The following is a 25,717-nucleotide window of genomic DNA, read 5'->3' on the forward strand; positions in this document are numbered from 1 at the left end:
AGGATGTTGAAGATGGGATTACAGGAGAGTTTGGAAAAAGTTATACAAGAAGCTACTGGGACATTCGGGGTTTATGTGAAACATCTGGAATCTGGAGAGACTGCTGCAATAAATGAGAATCGTTTATTTCAAGCTGCAAGTGTTTTTAAGATTCCGATTTTGGTCACTTTATATCGTGATGTTCAAATGGGGAAGGTCGAACTAAAAGAACGTATTAGGTTGGAAGAAGAGGACTTAGTCAATGGATCAGGTATATTTAAGGAGTTAATTCCTGGAATCGACGTTACGATAAAAAATTTAGCCACTATGATGATAATTGTTAGTGATAATGTGGGGACAGATAAATTATTGAACATGTTAGGAAAAGAAAATGTAAATCAATATATGAAAGAAATTGGACTAAGCAATACTTACATTAATCTCAGCTGCTGGGAGCTACTTTGCTCATGTGTTGGATTACCGCCCCAAAAATTTTCAATTGACACTTATAATGACATTAACCGTCGATTTAAAAATGGTGAAATTGATCATCATTCAATTGTATTTAAAGAAAGTCATGCAAACAATGTAACAACCGCAGCTGATATGGCACTTTTATTAGAAAAAATGGCAAATAAGCAATTAATCTCTGAAAAAGCTTGTCACGATATGTTTGAAATCCTTGCCAAGCAACAGTTTCGAAGTAGAATACCTTATTTATTACCTCAAAATACAGTTGTTGCTCATAAAACTGGCACCATTGCTAGTGTTGTCAATGATTCAGGGATAGTCCAGCTACCTGATAGTAAAGGTAATTTTATCATTTCGGTATTTTCTATAGGAAATATTACTGAAGCTGAGGGTGCTAGTATTATATCTAAATTATCGAGAGTTGCTTATAATCATTTTCTAAATAAAGTAACCGTGTAGCTTTTAAACCCAAAGGCTATTATAGTTTATAAATATAACCTGTTGAAAAAGTATACAACTATAACGTAACGCATAGCTAAATGGTATGATGATGTTACAACTAATAAGTTATTTTCTTGTTGAAAAATCAATTAATGTTGGGGTATTCACACTAAATATATTTAAAGTGAATACCCTAGGATCTATGTTTAAAGGTTACCGGGTTCGGGATATGCTAATAATATGAAACTGAAATTATACATAAAACTCACAAAAAAGGTTCGTGTAATTATCAAATTATCTACGTAATAGATTGAATGTTTCTACTATAGTAATTGTTCATTGGATAAATTACACCGGCAGATAAAACATATAAAAGTGATGCATACTGAATGGTAAAATGGGAGGGTTTTTTAGTAATCAACCATTTATTGAACCTGTATTATATAAGTAGCATACCTAGATTAACTCATTGGAAGGACTGGCTGTATGGATAATTATAATGAAAGAATTAGAAAACAATTTAATGAACTAACAAAAAGACAGAAATTAGTTGCAAAATATATTGTTGACTTTCCAAAAGAGGTTGCATTTCAAACATCGAAGCAGCTAGGTATTGCAAGTGAAACAAGCGATACAACGGTGATTAGGTTATCATATGCTCTTGGGTATTCTGGATTTAGCGAACTGCAAAAAGAAATTCAAGCTACTTTATTAGAAGATTCTTCACCCATTTCAGATCCAATTGAAGGGCTTCGATCTACGTCCAAGTCTTTAAAAGATACAAATTTAATTCAACATGTAATCGAGAAAGATACTTCGTATATACGTGCAACGTTAGAACAAATAGATTACACCCAGTATAAAAAAGCTATAGATCTTTTAATTAGTTCTGAAAAAAGAATAGTCATTGGCTTCCGTTCATCATATGGTCCTGCTAACTGGCTATCGTTTAGTCTCAATGTTGTTGTAGGAAATACGTTTTTATACCGTGGAGAAATAGAGGATTCTAATTATTTATTATCCTTAATCGATGAAAAGACATTATTAGTGGCTATTTCTTTTCCTCGATATTCAAAAGAAACGAATGCATTTGTAAAAGCAGCAAAGAAAAAAGGGGCACAAGTGATAGGCATAACAGACGATGAATTGTCCCCATTAGGGCTACTCTCGGACATTTTGTTTAAGGTAGTTGCTCCTCCTCCTATTTCTCTAAAAGGTACTACACCAACCTTTGCACTACTTAATCTACTAATAACAGGAATAGCAGCTTCTGATGAAATAAAGGTTCAAAAGCGGATGGAAGATTATGACCAAACAAGTGATGATTTCTCACCATTTACCAATCAGTAATAAGGGACTCTTCGGATAAAGATTCTTTATTCGATAATAGGTAATCAATAAAGAAGGTTTTTTTGATATCATTCAATTTTCCAAGAGTCGACATCAAAAGAACCTTTTTATTTTATTGTGAAAATTATAAAAAACATACTTTGCTTAGGCGGTAGATTAAGTGTTAAAGGAATCATATGTGATAAAATATAGCTAACTTTACATTTAAAAAGAGGTGAACGAAATTGCATAAAGGAAGAATCATTTTACATATTGACCTTAATTGCTTTTATGCCTCAGTGGAACAAATTTACGATCCCTCATTAAAAGGAAAACCTATAGCCATTGCAGGTAATCCAAAAGAACGTAGAGGGATTGTTATTACGTGTAGCTATGAAGCTAGAAAAAGTGGTGTATATACAACCATGAATGTCGGTGAAGCAAGAAGAAAATGTCCAGAGTTAATTGTGCTACCTCCCAACTTTGAGCGATATAGAGCTGCTTCAAAATCTTTTTTTGGATTACTGAAAGAATATAGTGAAATACTTCAACCAGTTTCTATAGATGAAGGTTACATACAATTGCCTATAATCGAAGGACAAAATGTATTAGAACATGTACATGGTATACAAGATCGAATTTGGAACGAATTACAATTGCCTTGTTCAATCGGCATTGCGCCAAACAAATTTTTAGCAAAAATGGCCAGTGAGATGAGAAAGCCAATGGGCATTACAATATTACGTAAACGTGATGTCCCTTCAGTTTTGTGGCCATTGAATGTTAAAGAAATGCATGGGATTGGGAAAAGCACAGCAGAAAAGTTGAAAGAGTTGGGTATACAAACAATTGGAGAATTAGCTGCAGCTGATGAATACACCTTAAAACAGAAATTTGGCATCAACGGACTTCGTTTGAAACAGAAGGCCAATGGCGAGGATGATCGACCTGTTGATCCAGAAGCAATATATGATACGAAGAGTGTAGGAAATTCAACAACATTATCACATGACACGACTGACCGAGATGAATTATATAAAATAATGACAACACTTTCTGAAAAGGTAGCAGAAAGATTGAAGGCTAAAAAGCTTGCTGGAGTGACTGTGAGTATTATAATTCGTACAGCTTCTTGGGAAACGTATACTCGGAGTAAATCAGTCAATAACGCGATATTTTCAAAAGAGGATATAGTTGAACAGGCGTGGAATCTGTTTAATAAAAATTGGAATGAGGAGCCTGTTCGATTGTTGGGTGTGACCATTTCAAATGTAAGTGACATTAAAGAGATGACTCAGCAGCTAACTTTTTTTGATTTTGAAGAACATATTAAAGATGAACCGATTATTAAATTGGTAGATCAAATTGAACAGAAATTTGGAAAAGGTATCATTTTGAGAGGTTCTGATATTGTAAAGCCAGCAGGGAAGCATCAGGCAAACACGAGCTTTAGTAAGGATTTTTGGGATGATCATTTGTAAATGATGCGCATTTTGACATTTACGCAACGAGAAAGACATCCGTTAACAATTGCCCAGGAAATACAAAAATCCAGAACAATCTAATATTCAATCAATCTCAAACAAGCTTTTGATAAGTTAAACATTAATGAAAGTAGGTGCATGTATCCATTATGCAATATAAAGAATATGGCTATATCGACGGTCCAGTGATGATGTTTCTTCATGGGGGTGGGGTTGGGGGATGGATGTGGGAACAACAAGTTCAGCACTTCTCCAATTACCACTGTGTAGTCCCTGAGCTTGTGCCCGATCATTCATTTTCCATTGAGCAATGTGCGCAACAACTCGTGCAACTCTTAGAGGAAAAGGCGAATGGCAAGCAGGTGATTGTGATTGGCTTTTCATTAGGTGCTCAAATTGCCATACAAATGTTAAGCATAAAGCCTAGTTTAATCCACGTTTCGATTATTAATAGTGCTCTTGTTATTCCTTCTCCTACTATAGCATGGATGATTCGGCCGTTTCTCCGACTAACATTCCCGCTTATCAAAAATAAAGCCTTCGCAAAGCTTCAAGCGAAAACCTTATACATCAATGATCGCTATTTTGACCGCTATTATCATGATAGCGCTAAGATGACATACGATGCATTAATTCAGGTTTTACAAGAAAATATGACGTTTTCGATCCCACGTAATTTCCACAATGCACTGGGGCATATTTTAATTACTGTTGGCAATCAAGAGAAAAAAGTAATGAAAAAGTCTGCACAAGCGCTTGTACAAAGCCATCCCAATGCTAAAGGGATCATTTTGAACAACATAGGACATGGAGTATCGTTAGCTCAACCTGCGTTTTTCAATCGTTTTGTAGATAATTGGATAAAGGAAGGGCTATTGCCAGTGGGCACAGTCATTCAATAGAAAAACTCCATTATGAATAACGATACTCATAATAGAGTTGAAGTTTTTAAGAATTATAGTGAGGATATAAATTCATATGCTGCCGAATCCATTCCTTCATGTCGATCATCATTTCTTCATAGCTAGGGACTGTAAAGGAAAAATCGTTTCTAGTATTTATTAATGTTTTATTGACATTAATTAGCTGATGAGGAGTAATCTTTATTGTATGGTCCATAAAGTGCTTATTCAATAATTGAAGAAGATCGTATTTTGAAATAGGCGATGTATTAACAAGATGATAGAGTCCCGTTATTCCTTCCTGGACTGCTTGCTCCATGGCTTTCGCCAAGGTGAGCGTTGTGACTCCCGTCCAAATAGCGCCAGTATAGCCGTGAATAGGGCCTTTTTGGTGCATAAACCAATTGAAAAGCCCAATTCCATCCATCTTCAAATCAGGGCCAATAATTGAATTACGGAATGTTAAATGCTTGGTATGATCAATTTCTCCTAAACCCTTTGTACGGTCATAGAAGGTAGTTCCGTCCTGTACACTATTTTCATAATAGGGTGCGTTTTCACCTGAAAATACACAGTCTGTACTCATGTGAATAAGCTTCGTCTGGCGATTTTCAAGGAGAGATACGATAGCGTGGGGTAAATAACTATTTAAGAAAATACTCTTTTCAGGATTTGCCTCACAGGCCTTATTTAACATACCGATACAATTAATGACGATATCATACTGATTGTCTTGAAGAAGTGAACGTAAAAAATTCAGGTCCGTAATATCACCGGTAATATTATTTCCATATGGGAAAGTTGTTCTCGTATACGTTGTTACATCATGTCCTTGTTCCTGTAAATAGATGGAAATGGTATGACCGGCCATGCCAGAAGCGCCGAGCACTAAAAATTTCATGGTGTTCCTCCAGTCCAATGGAGAAGCTCTTCTTGAAGTAGAGATAAGGTTAGTAATTTTTCTTTAATAGCCATCACGTTTAACATTTGTGTATTATTGGAATTATATTCATCCGATAAGGTAATTTTAGGAGAGCCCTCATCCAGGTATTTTCCATAATTTAAATCCCGATTATCTGCTGGGATTCGATAAAAATTACCTAAATCTATGGCTTTTGCTGCTTCTTCCTTTGTACATAATACTTCATACCTTTTTTCCCCATGCCGTATGCCGATAATGTGAATCGCATTGTTCACTTGGAAAATTTCAAGGAGAGCTTGTGCTAAATTCTCGATCGTAGCAGCGGGTGATTTTTGCACCATAATATCGCCATTTTGCGCATGTGAGAAGGCATACAATACCAATTCGACTGCTTCCTCAAGGCTCATCATAAATCGAGTCATGTTTGGGTCGGTAATGGTTAAAGGTATGCCAGCTTTTATTTGTTCGATGAAAAGTGGTATGACTGAGCCTCTTGAAGCCATTACATTCCCGTATCGTGTGCCACAAATCAATGTTTGCTTTGGGTCTACCATGCGTGATTTAGCAATAAATGTTTTCTCCATCATCGCCTTGGATATTCCCATTGCATTGACAGGGTATGCCGCCTTATCTGTTGAAAGACAAATAATCTTTTTAACGCCAGCTTGAATAGCCGCAGTTAAAACATTGTCTGTTCCTATAATATTTGTTTTCACAGCCTCTAAAGGGAAAAATTCACAAGAGGGAACTTGCTTAAGTGCCGCAGCATGAAACACATAATCTACGTTATACATGGCAGGGTGGAGGCTTTGTAAATCGCGTACATCCCCGATATAAAATTTAATTTTGGAATTCTGATAAAGCTTTCGCATATCATCTTGCTTTTTCTCATCTCTTGAAAAAATCCTTATTTCCTTAATATCCGTATTTAAAAATCGATTTAATACCGCATTACCAAAAGATCCTGTTCCTCCAGTAATCAGTAAAGTTTTATCTTTAAACATTGTATGGCTTGTTACACCTCCCACTTGCATAGGTCCGTTCATATGTTATTTCAATCCTCTTTCATGCAAATCACATTCTGAGTTTTCTCGTGGATAGTTGTACCAATAAGCGTATTCATGGGTATATTTACTGGTTGGATTTTTGTCCATGAGCGCACAATTAAAATCCCAATCTCCTGCAATATCCTTACGTATAGTAAACTTCGCATCCCCGATAAAGCTTCTTCGTATGATTTTAAATTGTCCTGGCAATGAATAACGATTTGATTCATCTTTAATAAACGCATAGCCATTCTTAATGATCATGTTGTAATAGTAAATATCAAATTCACCATCCACCTGTGCTAATACATTACGGATGGCAGGCAAATAGTGGTCATCACTATCGATGATGGCAATATAATCTCCTGTTGCTTCAGCGATGCATCGGTTATAGGCAACGCTTGCACCTAGATTTGTTGGATGGACGATGATTTTTAAGGCCGCGCAGTTTTTTTGATAGTCCTGCAAAATGGCTAACGTCTTGTCTGTGGAGCCGTCATCTACAACGATAATTTCATAGGCATATTCTTTAGGAATACTGTCAAGCATTGTTAGGATCCATTCTTCGCTATTGTAAGTAGGTGATAAAAAGCTTATTTTCATTTTATCCCTCCATCCTAATTAAGTAGTATAGTTCTTCATAGATTCTTTATTACAATATGCGTGGATAGGGGGCTATTGTAGGCAATTGCTTGTTATCATAAGTTTTTTAAGAGAGTAATTTTATGGATTGCCTTTATTTTTGCTAGAGAACTATGGGGATGGTTGTGACATTTTACTAAGTTATACACGTTTGACAGGTGTGGGCATAAACTAGGAAAGAGCGCTTTTTAAGAAAGAGGGATTCGATGACAAAAAGGATCGCATTTATTTGTAGCGTGGAATCAGCTAAACTTTCCGATGCACACATTTTCAAAGATCTATGTCTTGTGCCTATTTTACTAGGGGAGTATTTAGGCTATGAAGTTAGTATAGTGACGGCAGAGATGAATGAAACCCTTCTGCAACAATCTTTTCCGGCTGTTAAATTTGAGCAGGTTCCAATAGGGATTGATTATGTTGCCAATATGAATGCTTATTTAGTGAAGCATGCCAAGAACATTGATCTTGTATTTGCTATAGGACCGTACCCATCCTATCTTTCCATTCTTCAAACGTATAAGCAGTTTAATCCTAATGGCAAAATCTATATGAAGTTAGATGTTAATCGATTTTGGTTAAATCGATTAAAAACCTATCCATACTTTCTAGAATTGCTAAAGCTTTGTGATCTTCTAACCTCCGAATGTATATCGATTCAAACGGCCATTCGAGAGTTTTCACAATTAGATGTTAGGCATATCCCAAATGGCTTTTATGAGTATTTTCACACAGAGCCTGTGCAGTTTCATGAGAAAGAAAATAGAATTCTATCAGTGGGCCGATTAGATGCACCAGAGAAGCAGACGATTTTTACAATAAAAGCCTTTCTAGCTGCACAGCTGACAGACTGGGAGCTTCGTTTGGTAGGACCCATGTCTGAATCGTTTCAGCAGGAAATAAAACGAATATTGGCCAGTCATCCTTATCCTGCGCAAGTCACAATTGTAGGGCCAATCTCTGACAAAATACAACTAGAAGAGGAGTATCGCAAGGCAAAAATCTTTTGCTTAACATCCACGGTTGAATGCTTTGCACATGTTTTTGCAGAGGCGGCTAAAAACGGTTGTTATATTGTGACAACCGATGTGGATGGGGCTGCAGATATTACCCAACAACAACGTTTTGGCCGCATTCATCCAACACATGATTGGGAAAGTATTGCTCGGACGTTGCAGCAAGTCACTCATCAGGAAGCATTGTTGGAAAATGCTTGTCTTCAGCTACAGGCTGATGCACGGAAGGGTTTAAACTGGCAGCATATCGTGAAAGATGTCGCTGCATATTTAAATGAAATAAAGTAGAACTTCGCTCGATGAAGAGGAGTATTCTTTTCTTTGTGCCATTTTTTCCTATATAATAATACTAGTTTTATAATGGTAGAAACAATCATGGGAAGACACAAGGGGAGACAAGAATGGAAATAATTCAAGCATCAATGAACGAACTAGAAGAGTTAACAAAGCTATTTGATGAATATCGTCAGTTTTATGGTATTGAATCGGACGTAAGTAGCGCAAAGGCATTTTTACAATTACGATTGGCCCTCAAAGAGTCGGTCATTTTTATGGCGCAAGTAGACGGCAAGATGGTTGGATTTACACAATTATATCCAACGTTTTCTTCCATAGCGTTACAGCGGGCCTATATTTTGAACGATATTTATGTTACGGAAGATGCTAGAGGCCTAGGGGTGGGCAAGGCATTGATGGAAAAAATTTTTCAATATTGTGAGCAACAGTATGCTCGCTATGTGACACTGCAAACAGCAGCTGATAATGTGAATGCGCGTAAGCTGTATGAAAAGCTTCATATGAAGCAAGATGAATACTGTAATTATGTTAAATATTTTATGTAATAAGCATTTTATTTTAGGATGAAGATGCTTTTATGTATAAAAATCCCCTAGATATTTCGTTATCTAGGGGATTTTATTGATATTATTTAATTTCTAACGTATATGGCTGTGTACTTGCTTGGCCGTAATATTCACTAACTTCAATATAGTATTTACCTGCATCCAGTTCAACTGTACCTACCTCTGCATCTCCTGCTCCGTAAAGATCTAAAGTTTTCACTGTTTTTCCGTTTGCATCTATTACTCGAATCACACCGTCTAGTGCTTTTTCAGTTTGAAGTGAGAAGAAGACATCTCGTTTTTGAGCGTTGTTAAATTCAAAGTAATCCTTATCACCAAATGGGATACCCGCATTTAAGTATTGAGTGGCTACCCATTTGTCGTCTTTTTTCGTGAGGGCAGACGGTTTGGTTGGTACACCATTCACTAATTGAGAATCTGCATCTTCATCTGCTCGTTTATGGTCGAACATCGTTAATGTATAGGGCTGAATGGACAGTTGGCCAAGCCCTGTGCTATTAACTTGAATAAAGTAACCTCGATCCTTTTTAGCCTTAAAGGATGTATTTACATCTGTCGTACCTATCATGCCAAGAAGCATTTCAAGAATATTATCGCTCAGTCCAAATGGAATGGCGGTCTCCATTTCTTTCGGATCAATTTTCTTATTGCCATTTGTATCTTCAATAATCGATCCTGCAAACTTCAAGTCCTTCTGTAACTCTTTTGGCAATTGATTTAATTGTTCATTGGTAAATGGAACAGAGGAAATCAATAAACTCATAATTTCATCATTACCGTCTTGCTTATAATAGTAATAATCCTCATCATCTTGGTAAATTAGATGATCTTTATAAGTTGTACCTGGTTGAATTTTTAAAGCTTTTGCTTCTTCACGATTTTCTGGATTATAATCTGCTGGAATATCACCTATTTTACTTGTTTTCAACGTATAAGGTTCTGCAGAACGTTCACCAGCATTCACAACGGCTACTACATATGTTTTGTCCTTTTTCAATGCTATTACTTTTGCATCGTTTTCATTACCGGCTGAGCCAAGGAGTAATGAAAGTAAGCCTAATTCATTGGTTAAGGATGACACGGGAATTAGTTCCTTTGCTTTTTCATCATATTCAAAAACAGTACCGGCAGGCATTTGGTTCGCACCTTTGTTAAAGCTAAAACTATAAAGGGCATCTTCCTTTGTTTTAAACAAGAAGTAGTCCTCATCATATTCTGTTTGGAAATAGGCTTTTTGATCCTCACCGATGTTAAAGCGAATAGCTTGCTTGATGATCGGATCAACATTTTCTATATTGTTTGTTGTAAAGGGATTCATAAGCATACTCATAATGCCATCAATTTCATTCCGCTTTTTTGTTGCACTTGGTGTTATTGGTAATTGATCTTCAGTAGCATTTTCCTCGAACATGGCTTCCTCTAAAGGTAGGCCATCCTCATCTGGAGGGAGCGTAACAGTTTCTCCCTTTAATGTGTATGGGATCATGGATTCACTGACGGTTTCCTCTTTTTCAATGCCCCCACTGAAGAACATCTCCATTGAAAACTCGCTCTCACTCTCATTAGATACACTTAAAATGTATTCTTGGTCTGGAACAGCATCGATGATCATGCTAACTGCTTCACCTTTAGCTGAACCGTAAGAACTTTGAATTGAGTAGGCTTCCTCTTCTTCACTTTCCTCTTTTTTAGTTTGCTTCATCTCTTCAGGTGGTATCGGATTGAAATCCTCCTTTAAGTAAAGATCCATAGATGCAGTAACACCTGGAATACCAGATAGATCAAACTTCAATGTTGTTGGTTTTTTTACTGAAAACGTAAAATAATCTTGATCCTTTTGTTGATCTTTGGACAGTAGGGTGTAGTTTTTACCTGCTGTACTGTATGGAAACTTTTTAATTGGCTCCATTGAAGACTTATCTAATGCATCGATTGGTAAGTCTGAGTCTTTCATAGTTTGTGCTGTAAAAGTAAAAGTAGATTTGCCTTTTAAACTATAACTACCATTATGATCTTTCACACCAATTAACAGCGTTCCTTTTTGATCTGCTTTAAAGAGGTGACCTTCTTTTTTTCCTACACGAACATCATTAACTTTAATAGGCTCTACTTCACCTTGTTCGTTATTAGGGTAAAAGTATAAATCAAAGGCATAGTCGTATTTATCTGCGCCTTTTAACGTTAACTGAGCATATTCATTTGCCTCTAACTCAACCTTGTACCATTTTTTTTCATCTTGCTGTTCGAAAACACCTTGTTCTGTATTTAATTTATTTTTGGCAAGAACTTTGGCATTTTTCATACGCTCTTCTTTGGATTCTGAATAATGTTTAGGGAGTTTATTTAAATCGAACTGTAAGGCTTTCACGGGATCTACAAGACCGTGACCAAAAGTAAGATCATAACCTTTTTCGCCTAAATCTTGTGCTGTCAGTTCAAGTATTGCTTCAATTTCATGTGGCTTTAAATTCGGATATTTTGATTTAAGTAGGGAGGCAATACCTGCCACTACAGGAGATGCCATGGAAGTACCACTAAACTTGACAAAAGAAGATCCTTTTTTCTCATCGTGTACAGTACTGTAGATGTCTTCACCAGGAGCCACGACATCGACAGAGGGACCATAATTGGAATAGCTTGATAATTTATTACGATCATTCGTGGAACCTACACTAATCACACCTTCATAGGAAGCAGGGAAGGAATATTCATCAGTCGACTCATTTCCAGCCGCTGCGACAATCGTAATGCCACTATCAACGGCTTTTTGAACAGCATCCTGCATAAGTGGGGATTCACCATAGCCTCCTAAACTCATATTAATGACATCAACACCTTGCTCAATGGCGTACAGAATGCCTTGTGCAATGATAAAATCATTTGCTCCTTCTTTTCCGTTAAAGACATCAATAGGTAGTAGCTTCGCTTGTGGATTAATTCCATGTCCACCAATCCCATTGTCTTTGGCAGCGGCAATAATCCCAGCAACATGTGTTCCATGGTCACCTGGATAAGATGTATTTGCCGGAGCAGCTGCATTATAAGGTGTGAGTACTTGAGATTTTAGGTCAGGATGTTTAAAATCAACACCAGAATCGATGACAGCTACTGTTACATCATGTTCCCCAGCTAATGCTAATGCCTGATCCATTTTCAAGAGGCTTAGATGATACATATCTTGTTTCTTTGGGTCAGTTTCTTTGTTGAAAGAATGATAGACATAACTAGGGGATACACTTGTAATCCCTTGCTGCTTTAAATAGTAAGAGACGGCTTTTTCGATGGATACACCTTTGTTAAGTTGAATCACATCATAGCCTAATGAAGGAATGGAGCGGATGACCTTAGAGCCAATTTTTTTATGTACGTTTTTATCAAGGCCAGAATGCTTGATAATAATCGTATCCTTACTCATCCATTTGTCTTCATTTTTAAGATTCTTACCTGCATGTTGTGAATTGCTTGCTAATACGTTCTTCGTAGTTTGTTGTGGTGTCTCCTCAGCAAAAGCTGAAGCGACTGGAACCATTAATGCAGCGGATGCTACGACAGCGACTGATTTTTTAAACCAACTTTTCAATTGTATCTCTCCTTGATGTTCTATAATATGTCTCGACTATACTAATACGGATAAACGTTAGAAAAGTTTCGCAAATGAGGAAAATTTTTCTCTGCGATTTAAAAAACGAACAGTAATGGGCCGAACTGTCCGTTACTTTTTATTGATGATGCTCATTACGCCTCAACATATAGCTGTTCAATCAATTGCAGTATGTCATGCTTAGAGCGAGGAACTGAAATGTTTTCTTGCCATAATTTCTTTTTTTGTAGAGCCAAGGCCATTTCGAATACCCATGGCCGCTCAAGATGTGCACGTTTTAGCAATTCTTCTTCATAAAATAAGGCGACAGGATCACCATTATAAATAATTTTTCCTGCCTCCATGACAATAATTTGATCTGCCCATTCATAGGCAAGAGAAATGTCGTGAGTCGCAAGGATAATCGTTCTTTCATTGTCTTCTAATTTGGCTAAGTATTGAAAAACTTGTGTAGCGTAATAGCTATCAAGACCCGCTGTTGGTTCATCTAATAAAAGGACAGTCGGTTCCATTGCTAATACACCTGCCATGGCCACACGCTTTTTCTGTCCTACGCTTAAAAAGTGAATGGGTTTATCAAGGAGCTCTGTCACTTCAGTTTGTGCAACAGCCCATGCTATTTTTTCTTCAATTTTTTCCGTAGACCATCCTAGGTTCATTGGACCATAGGCTATATCTTGCTTAACGGTTCCTGAAAAAAGCTGATTGTCAGCATCTTGAAAGACGATCCCCACCTGTTGGCGAAGAGCCTTTAATGCCTTTCTATTATATTGAAGTTCGTCCCCATCAAATGAAATAGTTCCGGCTGTTGGCTTCAAAATACCATTAAAATGTTGAAATAAAGTGGATTTTCCTGCTCCGTTATGACCAAGTATAGCTATTTTTTTCCCTTTTGGAATGTTTAATGTAATATCTGTCAAAGCCTTCGTTCCATCTGCATAGGCATATGACAAGTTGTTAAGTTTGAAATAAAATGCTGTCATGAGAAGTACCCTCCGTATACGATGAGGAATATAAAAATAACCGTCATGCCTAGCCAGTTTTTTTTGCTATAGGTGCCTGTTTGATGCCAATAAACAGTTTCACCACCACGCGCCTGCATGGCAATATTAAGCTCTCGACTGCGCTGAAACATTTCAATAAACAACGCTGCAATCAGCATAGACATTGAACGTAACCCTTGCATGGGTGAATGGTAGCCAAGGCGGGCTTGCTGGGCTAAATGTATTTTTTGCATGCTTTCTAAAAAAATAAAAATAAAACGATAGGTAAGTTCTACTAGCTCAACTAATAAAGGAGGGAGCCTCCATTGTCTTAGCACATAACAAATCCCTTGTACAGATGTCGTTAAAAATAAAAAATATAAGCAACTTATACTACCAAGTACGATAAAGAATAGCTGCTGCGCGGTAGCAATACTAGCTCTCCCAATAAAAATTGTCAAGTTCATATACGTAAATGCCCCAATATGTGCTGGTAATATATGCGTTGCTGGCGCTATCGAAAGTAGGATGGATAGGAGACTTGTGAACAAGAAAAAGCCTGGTAGTAATAATAGCTTCGCATAGTATTTTATTGGAATTTTTGCGCCCCAAATGATAAAAGCACTCATTACAAAAAATGTAATGAGTGAAAGTCGCTCATTTCTCATAATAAGCGTGAATAAAAGCAGTCCTAATGAAAATATCATTTTTTCTAGCGGATGAACGAACGCTAACTTATTGAGATACGCATACTTATCAATGAATAACATATTCCTTAACCTTCTTTATGCTTGCTACGCATATAGCCAATAAAATAGCCGATAAAACCAGCACCAATAGCTGCTTGTAGCACGAATAATAAGCTTTCAATTTCACCACTAGGTGGTTCCCACAAACTATCAAACCATGGCTCATATTCTGCATTGATCTCACCAATGGCAGCTTCTGCTTCACCGTCTGCTCCACCAAATTCTGCTCCCTTTTGGACGAAGAGCGGAATAATGGCCAATAGCACAACTATTGCTAATAGTAATAAATTTCGTTTCATGTTAGTGCGCCTCCTTTGTAGAGAAAACACGTAAAGATTTTAATTCGCTAATATTATATTTTTTTAAGAAGTTCATGATAATAACTGTTAATATCCCTTCACTCACAGCTAATGGGATTTGTGTTAAGGCAAAAATACTTGCGAACTTTGTAAAGGACGCCATAAAGCCTCCAACTTCAGATGGGAAGGCAAGTGCTAATTGAATGGAAGTCACCACATATGTACCTAAATCTCCAAGCATAGCCGCAAAGAAAACAGCTACTGAAAACGATAACCCCATTTTTTGCGCCCCTTTCAATACAAAGTAGGCGATAAACGGGCCTACAATAGCCATTGAAAATGCATTAGCCCCTAATGTTGTAATCCCACCATGTGCTAAAAGTAAAGATTGAAATAATAAAACAATTGTCCCGATGACACTCATCGCTAACGGTCCAAATAAGACTGTTCCGAGACCTACTCCTGTTGGATGTGAGCAACTCCCTGTAACTGAGGGGATTTTTAAGGCTGATAGGACAAAGGCGAACGCACCGGACAGCCCCAGAATCATTTTTGTTTCAGGATTTTCTTCAATTGTTTTACGAATAGAGCGCAATCCTAAAATAATAAATGGGATGGAGATTACCCACCAAAAAATAGCCCATTCGATTGGTAAAAAGCCTTCCATGATATGCATAGCGAAGGCACGCTTTGGCACCATTAAAAAAGCTAATAAAAAGTAACTAAGTTTCCACCAAGACAGATTCAATTTTCTTCCTCCAAACTGTAAATAGATTTTTAGAATGTAGCGTGCGTAATAAAAAAAGCACTTCTCCGTTGTTGGAAAAGTGCATAGCTAAAAAAGCAAATAACATTCTCATCTGCTAAGCCGCACACCTATCCTCGTAGGTTGAAACGATCACATATTTTCGGCAGGTCTCCTGGCTCTAGTTCAACACTTTATAGGTCTTCCCATCCATTGGACAGTGACATTTTCTATAAAGCTCCCTATTACAGTGGCGGGACCGCGCCGGACTTAAACCGGCTTCCCTTTTAAGCAAAATGACGAGCATTTTACACCGAAAAATAGTAAGTTGTGAGATTTCACGACAAAGTGTATCACGAATTTCCATAAATATGCTATACTTTTTTTATAAAAAATTTAAAATAGAATATCAATGTAGAAAATTCTGATAACTAATGTTTTTAGGATTAAAGGAAGCAAAGTCAATTTTTAAAATAGCTTCTAACCCTCCTGTGAAATTGATAAATTTGTCATGATTTTTTAAAGAAATATTGAAATTTTAAAATAATAAGATATGATTAAGACAGTTTTCTATTATATATACGATTAATAATTTCATATAAAACGTCGATAAGTGCTCGAAGAACTCGAGATAATAGGGAAATTGGTGAAAGTCCAATACAGCCCCCGCTACTGTAATAGCTGATGAAATCGCAATGCCACCTGTGCAAACTAGGGAAGGTGCGACAGTAAAATGAAGCTTAAGTCAGGAAACCTGCTTATCAGATTGTGCATGCAAACTTTTCGGAGGGAGAAGTTGAAGCAAAAGCGAGGATCTTTCTTTCAATCTATTCGTTTTTATTTGGCTTCTACAAACCTTTACTCTTCGGGAGAGTAAAGGTTTTTTCTTTTTTCCAAAAGCAAATGAGGGGAGATATAAGATGACAACGTGGAATTTAGAGGGGATGAAAACACATCTCTTTATTTGCAATGGCAGTAGCTGTATGAACAAGGATGGGGAGGAAATTACCCAAGCTATACGAGATGAAATACAGCGAAATGCACTAGATAAAGAAATACATACGACTAGAACGCGCTGTAATGGACGGTGCAAAGATGCTTGTGTTGTTATTGCTTACCCCCAGGGGAATTGGTATCGTGTACCATCAACGGAGCATGCTAGAACACTTGTACAGGATTTGCATCATGAAACCTTATATAACGATCATGTTTTTACACTTCGGGAAGGGACATTACAGCGAACAGTGCAAACGACAGCCATTAAAGGGATTGAAAAGGTGAAAGAGGGGTAAAAACATGGCGCAAAAAGGGAAAATTTTCGTAGTAGGCTTTGGGCCTGGAGACTTTAAGCATATTACGACACGTGCAGTAGAGGCTTTACAACAAAGTGATATGATCATAGGCTATAAAACCTATGTTGAGCTGATTCAAGATTTAGTCAGCGCAAAATCCATTGTCAGTACAGGCATGACAGAAGAAGTATCACGTGCACAGGAGGCCGTTCGTCAAGCAGAGGCAGGAAGTACAGTTTCAGTCATTTCGAGTGGAGATGCGGGCGTTTATGGTATGGCGGGATTAGTGTATGAAGTATTAATTGAGCTAGGTTGGACAGAGGCAACTGGTATTGAAGTTGAGATTGTCCCAGGTATTTCAGCTATCAATTCATGTGCTAGTTTACTTGGTGCGCCGATCATGCATGATGCTTGTACCATTAGTTTAAGTGACCATCTCACTCCGTGGAATTTAATTGCGAAGCGTGTGGAAGCCGCAGCTATGGCCGATTTTGTTATTGCTTTATACAATCCTAAAAGTGGTCGCCGTACAAGACAAATTGTCGAAGCACAACGAATTCTTTTAGAATATCGTTCGCCTGACACACCAGTAGGACTTGTAAAAAGTGCCTATCGAGAACGTCAGGAAGTGACTATGACAACATTGGCAGAAATGTTGGAACATGATATCGGTATGCTGACAACCGTTATTATCGGAAACTCATCTACGTTTTTCTATGATAATAAAATGATTACACCGCGTGGCTACCAACGCAAATATACACTTGGCGAGGAAAAACAGCCGTTACGTCCACATCAACGTTTGCGGGAAGAAAATGAGCCATGGGCGATGAATCAAGAGACAGGGACAGCACGAAATGACTTTGCGGCAGACCCTAATGCAGGGAGAATTAATAAACCCAGTATAGCCGTTATGCCAAAGCCGAAAAAAACAGCACTTGAAATGGCTACAGCGGCACTTGCAATGGTAAAGGGAACAAGTGCTATAAAGGCTACGCCAAAGCTTGTACAACAAAAAATAGAATCAATTTTTGAATTAGCAGTGAGCCCTGGAGTGGCCAATAAATTCTTCACACCACAGCAAATGATGACGTTAGCAGAGGTCGTAGGGGAAGATGGTTCGATGGAATATACACCAGATCATCAAATCCATTTAAAAATACCTACAACAACGCCTGAACGTATCACTGAGAAGTTACAGGAAGTAGGCTTTTTATTAGCACCAATTGGTGATGTGTTATCGTTGAAGGCTTGTGATTTTTGCTACGGTGAAAAAGCAGATTCCATTCCATATGCGGAGGAAATCCAAGAAAAGCTCGGCGGTATGTCATTACCGAAAACGTTAAATATTGGCTTTAATGGCTGTGGGATGGCTTGTTATCGAGCCGTGTTTGATGATATTGGGATTGTTTATCGCAAAAGTAAATTTGATGTCTTTATTGGAGCTAAACCAGTCGGGCGTACGGCTCATGCAGCACAGCCTGTTGTAGAAGGTTTGGAGCCTGAACAATTGATCCCTTTAATTACAGATATTATTGAAGAATATAAAGCCAATGCGCATCCAAACGAACGTTTATTTAAATACTTCAAGCGTGTGAAAAAGATCATGCATTTTACGTATCAAGATATGTCTTCCAAAATAAAAATAGAGCCAGCTCCGTGCGGCGACTAGTGAGGAGAAAAGAGATGAAAGCTATATTATTTGTTGGCCATGGGAGCCGTTTAGCAGCAGGAAATGATGAGGTACGTACATTTATCGAGCAAATGAAATCTCGCATTGATGAACAATATTTAGTGGAAACATGTTTCCTTGAATTTGCTTCTCCTAACATCGAAGAAGGTATTACAAACTGTGTGAAAAAGGGTGCTACAGAGGTACATGTGATCCCAATTATTTTACTTCATGCAGGTCATTCTAAGCTACATATTCCAGCAGAAATCGAGCATGCTCGTGAACATTATCCGAATATCACATTCACATATGGTCAAACAATTGGCATTCATGAAGAAATATTTGCGATATTGCAAGATCGTTTAGTTGAAATTGGATTTGATACTGATCAAGAACAGGAAGATACAGCCATTTTATTAATTGCTCGAGGGGGCAGTGATCCTTATGCAAATGGAGATTTTTATAAAATTACACGATTGCTATGGGAAAAGCTACCTGTTAAATACGTGGAAAGTGCCTTTATGGGCGTAACGGACCCACGTGTTGAAGAAGGCATTGAACGCTGTGTCAAACTAGGTGCTAAAAAAATTATCATGCTTCCTTACTTTTTATTTACGGGTATTTTAATGGAGCGAATGCATGTTATGTGTGAGAAATTCAATGAGCAATTTCCAGCATGTGAGATTCAAATTGCCAACTACTTTGGCTACCATGAACGTTTACAAAATGTTCTATTAGAACGTATTGAGCAAGCGGTGAATGGTACATCAACAGGTATGAAAGATCTTGAAGATTATCGTGCTTACGCTGCTGTTCATGGACATGCACATCATCATCATCATCATGACCACGACCATGGACATGACCACCACCACAACCATGATCATGACCATGAACACGATCACCACCATCATCATGAAGAGGAGCCAGTAAAATGATTTTCATGTTAGCAGGGACGAGTGATGCAAGGAATCTAGGCCTTGAATTGCAGAGGACGGGACATGCTGTAACTGCCACCGTTGTGACGGAATCTGCAGCCTCAAGTCTTGCTGACGTTGGCTTGCCTCATTTAATAGGGCGACTAACAGCGGAAGAAATGGCGACTATTATAACGGAACAAGGCTTTCAATTGGTGGTTGATGCCTCTCATCCATTTGCAGAAGAGGCATCGAAAAATGCCATGGCAGCAGCTGAAAAAGCGCAAGTTCCTTATATTCGCTATGAACGTGCCCATGAACATTATGCACACCCACTTATTACAGTCGTGAAAGATTATGAGGAAGCAGCTCAGTTAGCAGCAGAAAAACGTGGTGTCATTATGCTGACAACAGGTAGTAAAACGCTTGCTACATTTACGAAAGTTTTACAAGGCTTAGAAAATACAAGAGTAATTGCTCGTATGCTCCCACGACTTGACAATATGGAAAAATGTGAGGCGCTCGGTGTGGTACAGCGAGATATTGTAGCTATTCAAGGCCCATTTTCAAAGGAATTTAATGAAGCATTATTCCGTCAATATGGAGTGACCTTAATGATTACCAAAGAAAGCGGCAAAGTCGGCTCAGTAGATGAGAAGCTAGAGGCAGCCCTTGCCTGTTCAATAGAAACAATTCTTATTGCAAGACCCAATATTAAATATGGCCAGCAATATTCCACTTTTGAAGAAGTGTTACATGCTGTACAACATACACTTTAGGAGGCAATAACAATGGATTTTAAAACAGATTTCAAACCATTAACAGTAGACCCAGATAAAATTTACGATTACAGTTTCTCGATTATCGCGGAGGAAATGGGAGAGCATGACTTTTCAGAGGATGAATGGAAGGTTGTGCGCCGTATTATCCATGCATCTGCTGACTTTGAGCTAGGCCGTAGCGTTATTATTACACCAGGAGCACTTGAAGCAGGTGTTAAGTCTATTCTGGCAGGGCGTCATGTAATTGCGGATGTGCAAATGATTGAAAGTGGTTCTGGTAAAAAACGTTTCCAAAAACATGGTGGCGATTTACATTGCTATATTGCGGATGAGGATGTATCTGTAGAAGCGAAAAAACAAAATACAACTCGTGCCATTATATCGATGCAAAAAGCCTCAAAATTGCATGAAGGCGGTATTTATGCTATTGGTAATGCCCCAACTGCTTTACTAGAATTGATTCGTTTAATTAAAGAAGGCTTAGCAAAACCAGATTTAATTATTGGTATGCCTGTAGGTTTCGTGTCTGCGGCTGAATCGAAAGAAGAGCTGCTAAAACTTGAAGGTATTCCGTACATTACAAATGTTGGTCGTAAAGGCGGTAGTACAGTGACGGTTGCCGCATTAAATGCCATTTCACTTTTAGCGGATGAACAGGCGAAAAAATAATGGAGCGGAAGCCAAAAAAGGATCCTAAGGACATGCGTCACGGTTATACAACAGGAGCCTGTGCAACTGCAGTAACAAAGGCAGCTTTACTCGCCCTTATTACAAATGAAGAGCAAGAAACAAGCACGATTCATTTGCCAATAGGTAGGGATGCGACCTTTACCATTGAAAAATGCCTATTTGAAAACAATGCCGTCAGCTGTGAAACGATTAAAGATGCTGGTGATGACCCAGATGCTACACATCAGGCACTCATCGTCGGTACTGTGAGCTGGGCAGAGACACCTGGTATTCATTTAGATGGAGGGATTGGAGTCGGGCGTGTGACAAAGCCCGGCTTACCAGTGCCTGTTGGAGAGGCAGCCATTAACCCTGTCCCACGGAAAATGATTCACAGCACTGTTCAAGGTGTATTGGACGAATTTCAAATTACACGAGGGGTAAACGTAGTGATTTCCGTACCTAAGGGTGAGGAGATTGCGAAAAAAACGTTAAATGGTCGTCTTGGTATACTTGGAGGCATCTCTATTTTAGGCACAAGGGGAACCGTCGTGCCTTTTTCAAGTTCTGCGTATATGGCTAGTATTGTACAGGCCATTAGCGTCGCTAAAGAGGCTGGCTGTGAGCATTTAGTAGTGACAACAGGTGGTCGCAGTGAAAAATTTGGGATGAAACAATACCCCCATTTACCTGAAGAAGCTTTTGTTGAAATGGGTGATTTTGTTGGCTTTACTTTAAAGCATTGTAAGCGACTCGGTATTAAACAAGTGTCCCTTGTCGGGATGATGGGGAAATTTTCAAAGGTGGCACAAGGGGTAATGATGGTGCATTCCAAAAGTGCTCCGATTGATTTTAACTTTTTAGCACAACTTGCCGAAGATGTAGGGGCAGATGCCGACACAATAACCGAAATACGAGAGGCCAACACAGCATCGCAAGTAGGTGAAATTATGATGGAAAAAGGATATGAATCATTTTTCCATCGTATGTGTGAGGCCTGCTGCTATTCCTCCATTCATCATATAAAGGGCGGTTTAACGCTTTCCACATCGATTTATTCGATGCAGGGACAATTATTAGGAAGGGCTGATGATATTGCATCGATCGATGAGATTAATTGGGATCGGGGATAACGGATTAGCAAGCTTATTACCACAATACCGCCAGTGGATTGAAGACTGTGAGGTACTTGTAGGTGGTGAGCGCGTGCTTGATTTTTTCCCCCATTTTACAGGGGAAAAAATCAAGATTAAAGGAGGTCTTTCAACACTTGTTGAGAGATTGTCAGAGGAGACAAGAAATACGATTATTCTCGCATCAGGAGATCCATTGTTTTACGGCGTGGGAGGCTATTTAGCGAAAAAGCTAGATTTGGAGGTTTATCCATATATGAGCTCCGTACAGCTAGCCTTCGCGAAAATGGGAGAAAGCTGGCAGGATGCTTATGTCACAAGTATTCATGGACGATCTATGAAAGGCTTGGCACAGCGCATCGATGGGAAAAAGAAAATAGCTTTATTAACAGATGCTGAAAATAGCCCAAATGCGCTCGCACGTTATTTAAAGCATTTTGGTATGACCGAATATCGTGCATTTGTAGCCGAAAATCTACAGGGTGAAGATGAAAAATATGATTGGTATTCGTTAGATGAAATGGAGACCACACATTTTTCTCCTTTAAACGTAGTTATTTTACAACAAAACATTGAACCCAAACGCTACACACTCGGTATTGATGATGAAGAGTTTTCTCAACGAAAGCCAGATAAAGGACTCATTACCAAAAAAGAAATTCGTGTCTTAAGCTTACAGGCGATGCAACTTCAAAAGGATAGTGTTATTTGGGATATTGGCACATGCACAGGATCTATGGCCATTGAAGCAGGTAAGCTTTCACCTGAGGGACAAGTTTACGCCGTTGAAAAAAATGCACCTGATTTAGAAAACTGTCTGCACAATCAGCAAAAATTCCGTGTGGATATAACAGCAATTCATAGTAAAGCTCCAGAGGGACTCGGTAATTTCCCAGACCCTGATGCCATTTTTATCGGTGGTACTGGTGGTGAAATGGTCGAATTACTACAATTGTGCTGTAACCGCTTAAAACCAAATGGTCGCATTGTTTTAAATGCAGCGACAATTGAAAATTTATATAAAGCAGTGGAAGCGTTTAAGGCTTGTGATTTTGAGGTTGATATTTTACAGGCACAGCTTGCGCGTAGCAAACCGATCTTAAATATGACACGCTTTGTGCCATTAAATCCAATATATATTATTTCGGCTTATCGAAAGGAAGAAAATCATGAATAATTTAGGTGTTTTATATGGCTTGGGCGTTGGTCCTGGCGATCCAGAATTAATTACAGTGAAGGCGTTTCGTGTGATTCAAGAGTCACCTGTTATTGCCTATCCGAAAAAACTTAGAGGTAGTAAGAGTTATGCCCATCGTATTGTAGATGTTTATATTAATCCAGAAGAAAAAGATATGCTTGGTCTTGTATTTCCAATGACGAAGGATGAAGCTGTCCTTGAGCGTGAATGGACTAAGTCAGTCGAGCTTGTATATGAAAAATTACAGGAGGGCAAGGATGTGGCCTTCGTTACAGAAGGTGATCCGTTATTATATAGTACGTTTATCCATATGATGAAGTTAATGCAGGACATGCATCCAGATGTAGAAATTCGTACGGTTCCGGGGATATCTTCATTTAATGGCTCCGCTTCTCGACTTGGCATTGCATTAGCAGATGGTGATGACCGTGTCGCAATTATTCCTGCCTATGATGATTATGGGGCAATGCGTGAAGCTATTGAAAGTCATGATGCTGTGGTCTTTATTAAAGTAGCAAAAGTAATTGATTTAATGCTTCAGGTACTACGTGATTTAGATTTACTGGATAAAGCATCTGTTGTGACAAAGGTAACATCTGACGAAGAAGTAATTTGGGATGTACGTGAGTTGGATGGTGTCGATTTAGAATATTTAACATTAATGGTGGTGCGTAAATAATGAAGAAAATCTATATAGTCGGCGCTGGTCCTGGTGATCCAGATTTAATTACAGTTAAAGGCTTACATATGTTACAAACAGCAGATGTCGTTATGTATACAGATTCATTAGTGAGTGAAGATCTCATTGCGAAAGCTAGACCAGATGCGGAAATTATTCGAACAGCTGGTATGCATTTAGAGGAAATGGTCGCTGTGATGGCTGATCGGGTCCATGCTGGGAAAAAAGTAGCTCGCATGCATACAGGTGATCCGGCCATGTATGGAGCGATTATGGAACAAGTAGCACTCTTAAAAAAGCAAGGCATTGGCTACGAAGTTATTCCAGGGGTTAGCTCTGTTTTTGCATCAGCAGCGGCTATTGGGGCTGAGCTAACGATTCCTGATTTAACACAAACTTTAATTTTAACTCGTGCTGAAGGGCGTACCCCTGTACCCGAATTTGAAAAATTACGTGATTTAGCAAGCCATCATTGTACAATTGCTCTATTTTTAAGTGCGACGCTTACAAAGAAAATTGTCAAAGAACTACAAAGTGCTGGTTGGGCTGATGATACACCCGTAGCGGTTATTCAGCGTGCTTCTTGGCCAGATCAAAAAATTGTTCGTACGACATTAATAGAATTAGATGAAGCGATGCGCGTGAATGGAATTCGTAAGCATGCGATGATTCTAGCAGGCTGGGCACTAGATCCTAATATTCATGATAAGGATCAATATCGCTCGAAATTATATGATGCAACCTTTACACATGGCTTTAGAAAAGGTGTGAAGACAAGTGATTGAGTTACAAGAGGGGATATTACCAGAAGTTGATCAGCGCAATGCATATGCTGTTGTAGCGATTACAAAGCACGGTGTTCAAATAGGACGTCGTCTCCAACAAACGTTTGCTGCTAGTGATTTGTATTATATGAGTAAATTTGAACAGGGCGATGAGGAGGAAAAGCATATTCAACTGTTTACTGGAACAGTTCGTTTGCTTTTGCCGACTTTATTTAAACAATACAAGGGTTTGATTTTAATTATTTCTTTAGGTGCAGTTGTTCGAATGATCGCACCCATTTTAAAGGATAAAAAGACTGATCCGGGTGTTGTGGTTATTGATGATCGAGGTGAAAACGTAATAAGTGTCTTGTCAGGACATCTTGGCGGTGCCAATGAACTAACACATGAGGTAGCGGCAGCTCTTGGTGCCAACCCTATTATTACAACAGCTTCCGATGTGCAAAAGACTATTCCTGTCGATCTATTTGGTGCACGTTTTGGATGGGTTTGGGATAGTGCCGATAAATTAACGCCTGTAAGCGCTTCTGTCGTCAACGAGGAACATGTGGCAATTGTGCAGGAAACTGGTGAACGAGATTGGTGGATGCGTGATACACCAATGCCTGAGCATATTAAAATTTATCCATCTACACAGACGGCCATAGAGGCTAAGCCTCATGCAACATTGTTAATAACGGACCGTATAATCGAACGAGAAGAAGAGGTTTTGCTTGAAAATGGTGTCATTTATCGACCAAAATCAATTATCTTAGGCATGGGCTGTAATCGTGGTACCTCTATTGAGGAGATTGAACAAGTCATTGATGAAACCCTGGCAGAGCTTAAACTTTCGAAAAAAAGTGTGAAGGCACTTTGTACAATTGATCTGAAGAAAGATGAGCAATGCTTCCTAGATATTACCCAAAAATATGATTGGGAGTTCGTTACCTATTCACCGACAGAATTAAATGAAATTGAGTTCCCATCACCCTCAGAAACAGTCTTTAAATATACAGGGGCATATGGTGTCAGTGAACCTGCGGCTATGCGTTATGCTCAAGTCAAATCACTCATCTTAGAAAAGAAAAAATCAGGTAATGCTACGATTTCAGTTGCTAGATACCTATTTTAAGGAGGAA

At 38.5% G+C, this 25,717-nt stretch carries 24 protein-coding genes and 2 riboswitches; of the genes, 16 read left to right on the plus strand and 8 right to left on the minus strand.

Annotated features, from left to right (window positions below):
- The first annotated feature begins 12 nt into the window (after positions 1–12).
- The 4 genes from B3D94_RS10835 to B3D94_RS10850 all read left to right on the plus strand — a co-directional run bounded on the left by B3D94_RS10835 (position 13) and on the right by B3D94_RS10850 (position 4,606).
- Positions 13–909: a serine hydrolase gene (locus B3D94_RS10835; protein ID WP_069481877.1), complete on the plus strand. Its 897-nt coding sequence runs from the start codon at positions 13–15 to the stop codon at positions 907–909.
- A 468-nt stretch (positions 910–1,377) separates the two neighbouring features.
- A complete protein-coding gene (locus tag B3D94_RS10840; protein ID WP_069481876.1) occupies positions 1,378–2,241 on the plus strand; it encodes a MurR/RpiR family transcriptional regulator in 864 nt (287 codons plus the stop codon).
- A gap of 224 nt (positions 2,242–2,465) precedes the next feature.
- Positions 2,466–3,701: a DNA polymerase IV gene (locus B3D94_RS10845; RefSeq protein WP_069481875.1), complete on the plus strand. Its 1,236-nt coding sequence runs from the start codon at positions 2,466–2,468 to the stop codon at positions 3,699–3,701.
- Between the two features lie 152 nt (positions 3,702–3,853).
- The gene (locus tag B3D94_RS10850) at positions 3,854–4,606 is read left to right on the plus strand and encodes an alpha/beta fold hydrolase (RefSeq protein WP_069481874.1); all 753 of its coding nucleotides are present in this window, start codon (positions 3,854–3,856) and stop codon (positions 4,604–4,606) included.
- A gap of 46 nt (positions 4,607–4,652) precedes the next feature.
- Here B3D94_RS10850 and B3D94_RS10855 read toward each other — a convergent pair whose 3' ends face one another.
- The 3 genes from B3D94_RS10855 to B3D94_RS10865 are packed head-to-tail and all read right to left on the minus strand — an operon-like array spanning position 4,653 to position 7,177.
- On the minus strand, positions 4,653–5,507 hold the full coding sequence (locus B3D94_RS10855; protein ID WP_069481873.1) for an SDR family oxidoreductase: 855 nt from the start codon (positions 5,505–5,507) through the stop codon (positions 4,653–4,655).
- Entirely contained in the window at positions 5,504–6,532 is a 1,029-nt protein-coding gene (locus B3D94_RS10860; RefSeq protein ID WP_291757319.1) for a polysaccharide biosynthesis protein, read from the minus strand. The genes B3D94_RS10855 and B3D94_RS10860 overlap by 4 nt, the downstream gene beginning before the upstream one ends.
- Before the next feature lie 45 nt (positions 6,533–6,577).
- The gene (locus B3D94_RS10865) at positions 6,578–7,177 is read right to left on the minus strand and encodes a glycosyltransferase family 2 protein (protein ID WP_069481872.1); all 600 of its coding nucleotides are present in this window, start codon (positions 7,175–7,177) and stop codon (positions 6,578–6,580) included.
- Positions 7,178–7,422: 245 nt separating this feature from the next.
- Between B3D94_RS10865 and B3D94_RS10870 the strand changes: the two genes are divergently transcribed.
- Together B3D94_RS10870 and B3D94_RS10875 are read left to right on the plus strand one after the other, a co-directional pair.
- On the plus strand, positions 7,423–8,517 hold the full coding sequence (locus B3D94_RS10870) for a glycosyltransferase family 4 protein (protein WP_069481871.1): 1,095 nt from the start codon (positions 7,423–7,425) through the stop codon (positions 8,515–8,517).
- A 113-nt stretch (positions 8,518–8,630) separates the two neighbouring features.
- On the plus strand, positions 8,631–9,071 hold the full coding sequence (locus tag B3D94_RS10875) for a GNAT family N-acetyltransferase (protein WP_069481870.1): 441 nt from the start codon (positions 8,631–8,633) through the stop codon (positions 9,069–9,071).
- Between the two features lie 82 nt (positions 9,072–9,153).
- Here B3D94_RS10875 and B3D94_RS10880 read toward each other — a convergent pair whose 3' ends face one another.
- The 5 genes from B3D94_RS10880 to B3D94_RS10900 form a co-directional block, all read right to left on the minus strand.
- Positions 9,154–12,672 carry a S8 family serine peptidase gene (locus B3D94_RS10880; RefSeq protein WP_069481869.1) on the minus strand — a complete coding sequence of 1,173 codons (3,519 nt, stop codon included), beginning with the start codon at positions 12,670–12,672 and terminating at the stop codon, positions 9,154–9,156.
- 155 nt (positions 12,673–12,827) lie between these two features.
- Complete coding sequence (locus B3D94_RS10885) at positions 12,828–13,676, minus strand: energy-coupling factor ABC transporter ATP-binding protein (protein ID WP_291757286.1); 849 nt, start codon at positions 13,674–13,676, stop codon at positions 12,828–12,830.
- Positions 13,673–14,446: a cobalt ECF transporter T component CbiQ gene (cbiQ, locus tag B3D94_RS10890; RefSeq protein WP_291757287.1), complete on the minus strand. Its 774-nt coding sequence runs from the start codon at positions 14,444–14,446 to the stop codon at positions 13,673–13,675. The genes B3D94_RS10885 and cbiQ overlap by 4 nt, the downstream gene beginning before the upstream one ends.
- Before the next feature lie 5 nt (positions 14,447–14,451).
- The gene (locus B3D94_RS10895) at positions 14,452–14,724 is read right to left on the minus strand and encodes an energy-coupling factor ABC transporter substrate-binding protein (RefSeq protein ID WP_069481866.1); all 273 of its coding nucleotides are present in this window, start codon (positions 14,722–14,724) and stop codon (positions 14,452–14,454) included.
- Position 14,725: 1 nt separating this feature from the next.
- Positions 14,726–15,472, minus strand: a complete 747-nt coding sequence (locus tag B3D94_RS10900; RefSeq protein ID WP_291757288.1) for an energy-coupling factor ABC transporter permease — start codon at positions 15,470–15,472, stop codon at positions 14,726–14,728.
- A gap of 145 nt (positions 15,473–15,617) precedes the next feature.
- A riboswitch (cobalamin riboswitch) is annotated at positions 15,618–15,802 on the minus strand.
- A 261-nt stretch (positions 15,803–16,063) separates the two neighbouring features.
- Positions 16,064–16,245, plus strand: a riboswitch (cobalamin riboswitch).
- Between the two features lie 144 nt (positions 16,246–16,389).
- Between B3D94_RS10900 and B3D94_RS10905 the strand changes: the two genes are divergently transcribed.
- From B3D94_RS10905 to B3D94_RS10950, 10 genes are read left to right on the plus strand one after another with little or no spacing between them, the layout of a single operon-like run.
- Positions 16,390–16,761, plus strand: coding sequence for a (2Fe-2S) ferredoxin domain-containing protein (locus B3D94_RS10905; RefSeq protein ID WP_069481864.1), 372 nt, complete (start codon positions 16,390–16,392; stop codon positions 16,759–16,761).
- Between the two features lie 4 nt (positions 16,762–16,765).
- On the plus strand, positions 16,766–18,433 hold the full coding sequence (gene cobJ, locus B3D94_RS10910) for a precorrin-3B C(17)-methyltransferase (RefSeq protein WP_193832482.1): 1,668 nt from the start codon (positions 16,766–16,768) through the stop codon (positions 18,431–18,433).
- Between the two features lie 14 nt (positions 18,434–18,447).
- Positions 18,448–19,371 carry a sirohydrochlorin chelatase gene (locus B3D94_RS10915; protein WP_291757289.1) on the plus strand — a complete coding sequence of 308 codons (924 nt, stop codon included), beginning with the start codon at positions 18,448–18,450 and terminating at the stop codon, positions 19,369–19,371.
- The gene (cobK, locus tag B3D94_RS10920) at positions 19,368–20,129 is read left to right on the plus strand and encodes a precorrin-6A reductase (protein ID WP_291757290.1); all 762 of its coding nucleotides are present in this window, start codon (positions 19,368–19,370) and stop codon (positions 20,127–20,129) included. Before B3D94_RS10915 ends, cobK begins: the two co-directional genes overlap by 4 nt.
- A 12-nt stretch (positions 20,130–20,141) precedes the next feature.
- A complete protein-coding gene (locus tag B3D94_RS10925; protein ID WP_008178269.1) occupies positions 20,142–20,801 on the plus strand; it encodes a precorrin-8X methylmutase in 660 nt (219 codons plus the stop codon).
- Positions 20,801–21,934, plus strand: a complete 1,134-nt coding sequence (locus B3D94_RS10930; RefSeq protein ID WP_069481860.1) for a cobalt-precorrin-5B (C(1))-methyltransferase — start codon at positions 20,801–20,803, stop codon at positions 21,932–21,934. The genes B3D94_RS10925 and B3D94_RS10930 overlap by 1 nt, the downstream gene beginning before the upstream one ends.
- On the plus strand, positions 21,891–23,111 hold the full coding sequence (gene cbiE, locus B3D94_RS10935; RefSeq protein ID WP_291757291.1) for a precorrin-6y C5,15-methyltransferase (decarboxylating) subunit CbiE: 1,221 nt from the start codon (positions 21,891–21,893) through the stop codon (positions 23,109–23,111). Before B3D94_RS10930 ends, cbiE begins: the two co-directional genes overlap by 44 nt.
- Positions 23,104–23,811 (plus strand): precorrin-2 C(20)-methyltransferase, encoded by a 708-nt coding sequence (cobI, locus tag B3D94_RS10940; protein ID WP_193832477.1) that lies wholly within the window; start codon positions 23,104–23,106, stop codon positions 23,809–23,811. The genes cbiE and cobI overlap by 8 nt, the downstream gene beginning before the upstream one ends.
- A complete protein-coding gene (gene cobM, locus B3D94_RS10945) occupies positions 23,811–24,596 on the plus strand; it encodes a precorrin-4 C(11)-methyltransferase (RefSeq protein WP_069481858.1) in 786 nt (261 codons plus the stop codon). Before cobI ends, cobM begins: the two co-directional genes overlap by 1 nt.
- On the plus strand, positions 24,589–25,710 hold the full coding sequence (locus B3D94_RS10950; protein ID WP_069481857.1) for a cobalt-precorrin 5A hydrolase: 1,122 nt from the start codon (positions 24,589–24,591) through the stop codon (positions 25,708–25,710). The genes cobM and B3D94_RS10950 overlap by 8 nt, the downstream gene beginning before the upstream one ends.
- Positions 25,711–25,717: the final 7 nt, after the last annotated feature.

The sequence above is a fragment of the Lysinibacillus sp. UBA5990 genome (genome assembly GCF_002429815.1).
GTDB lineage: Bacteria > Bacillota > Bacilli > Bacillales_A > Planococcaceae > Lysinibacillus > Lysinibacillus fusiformis.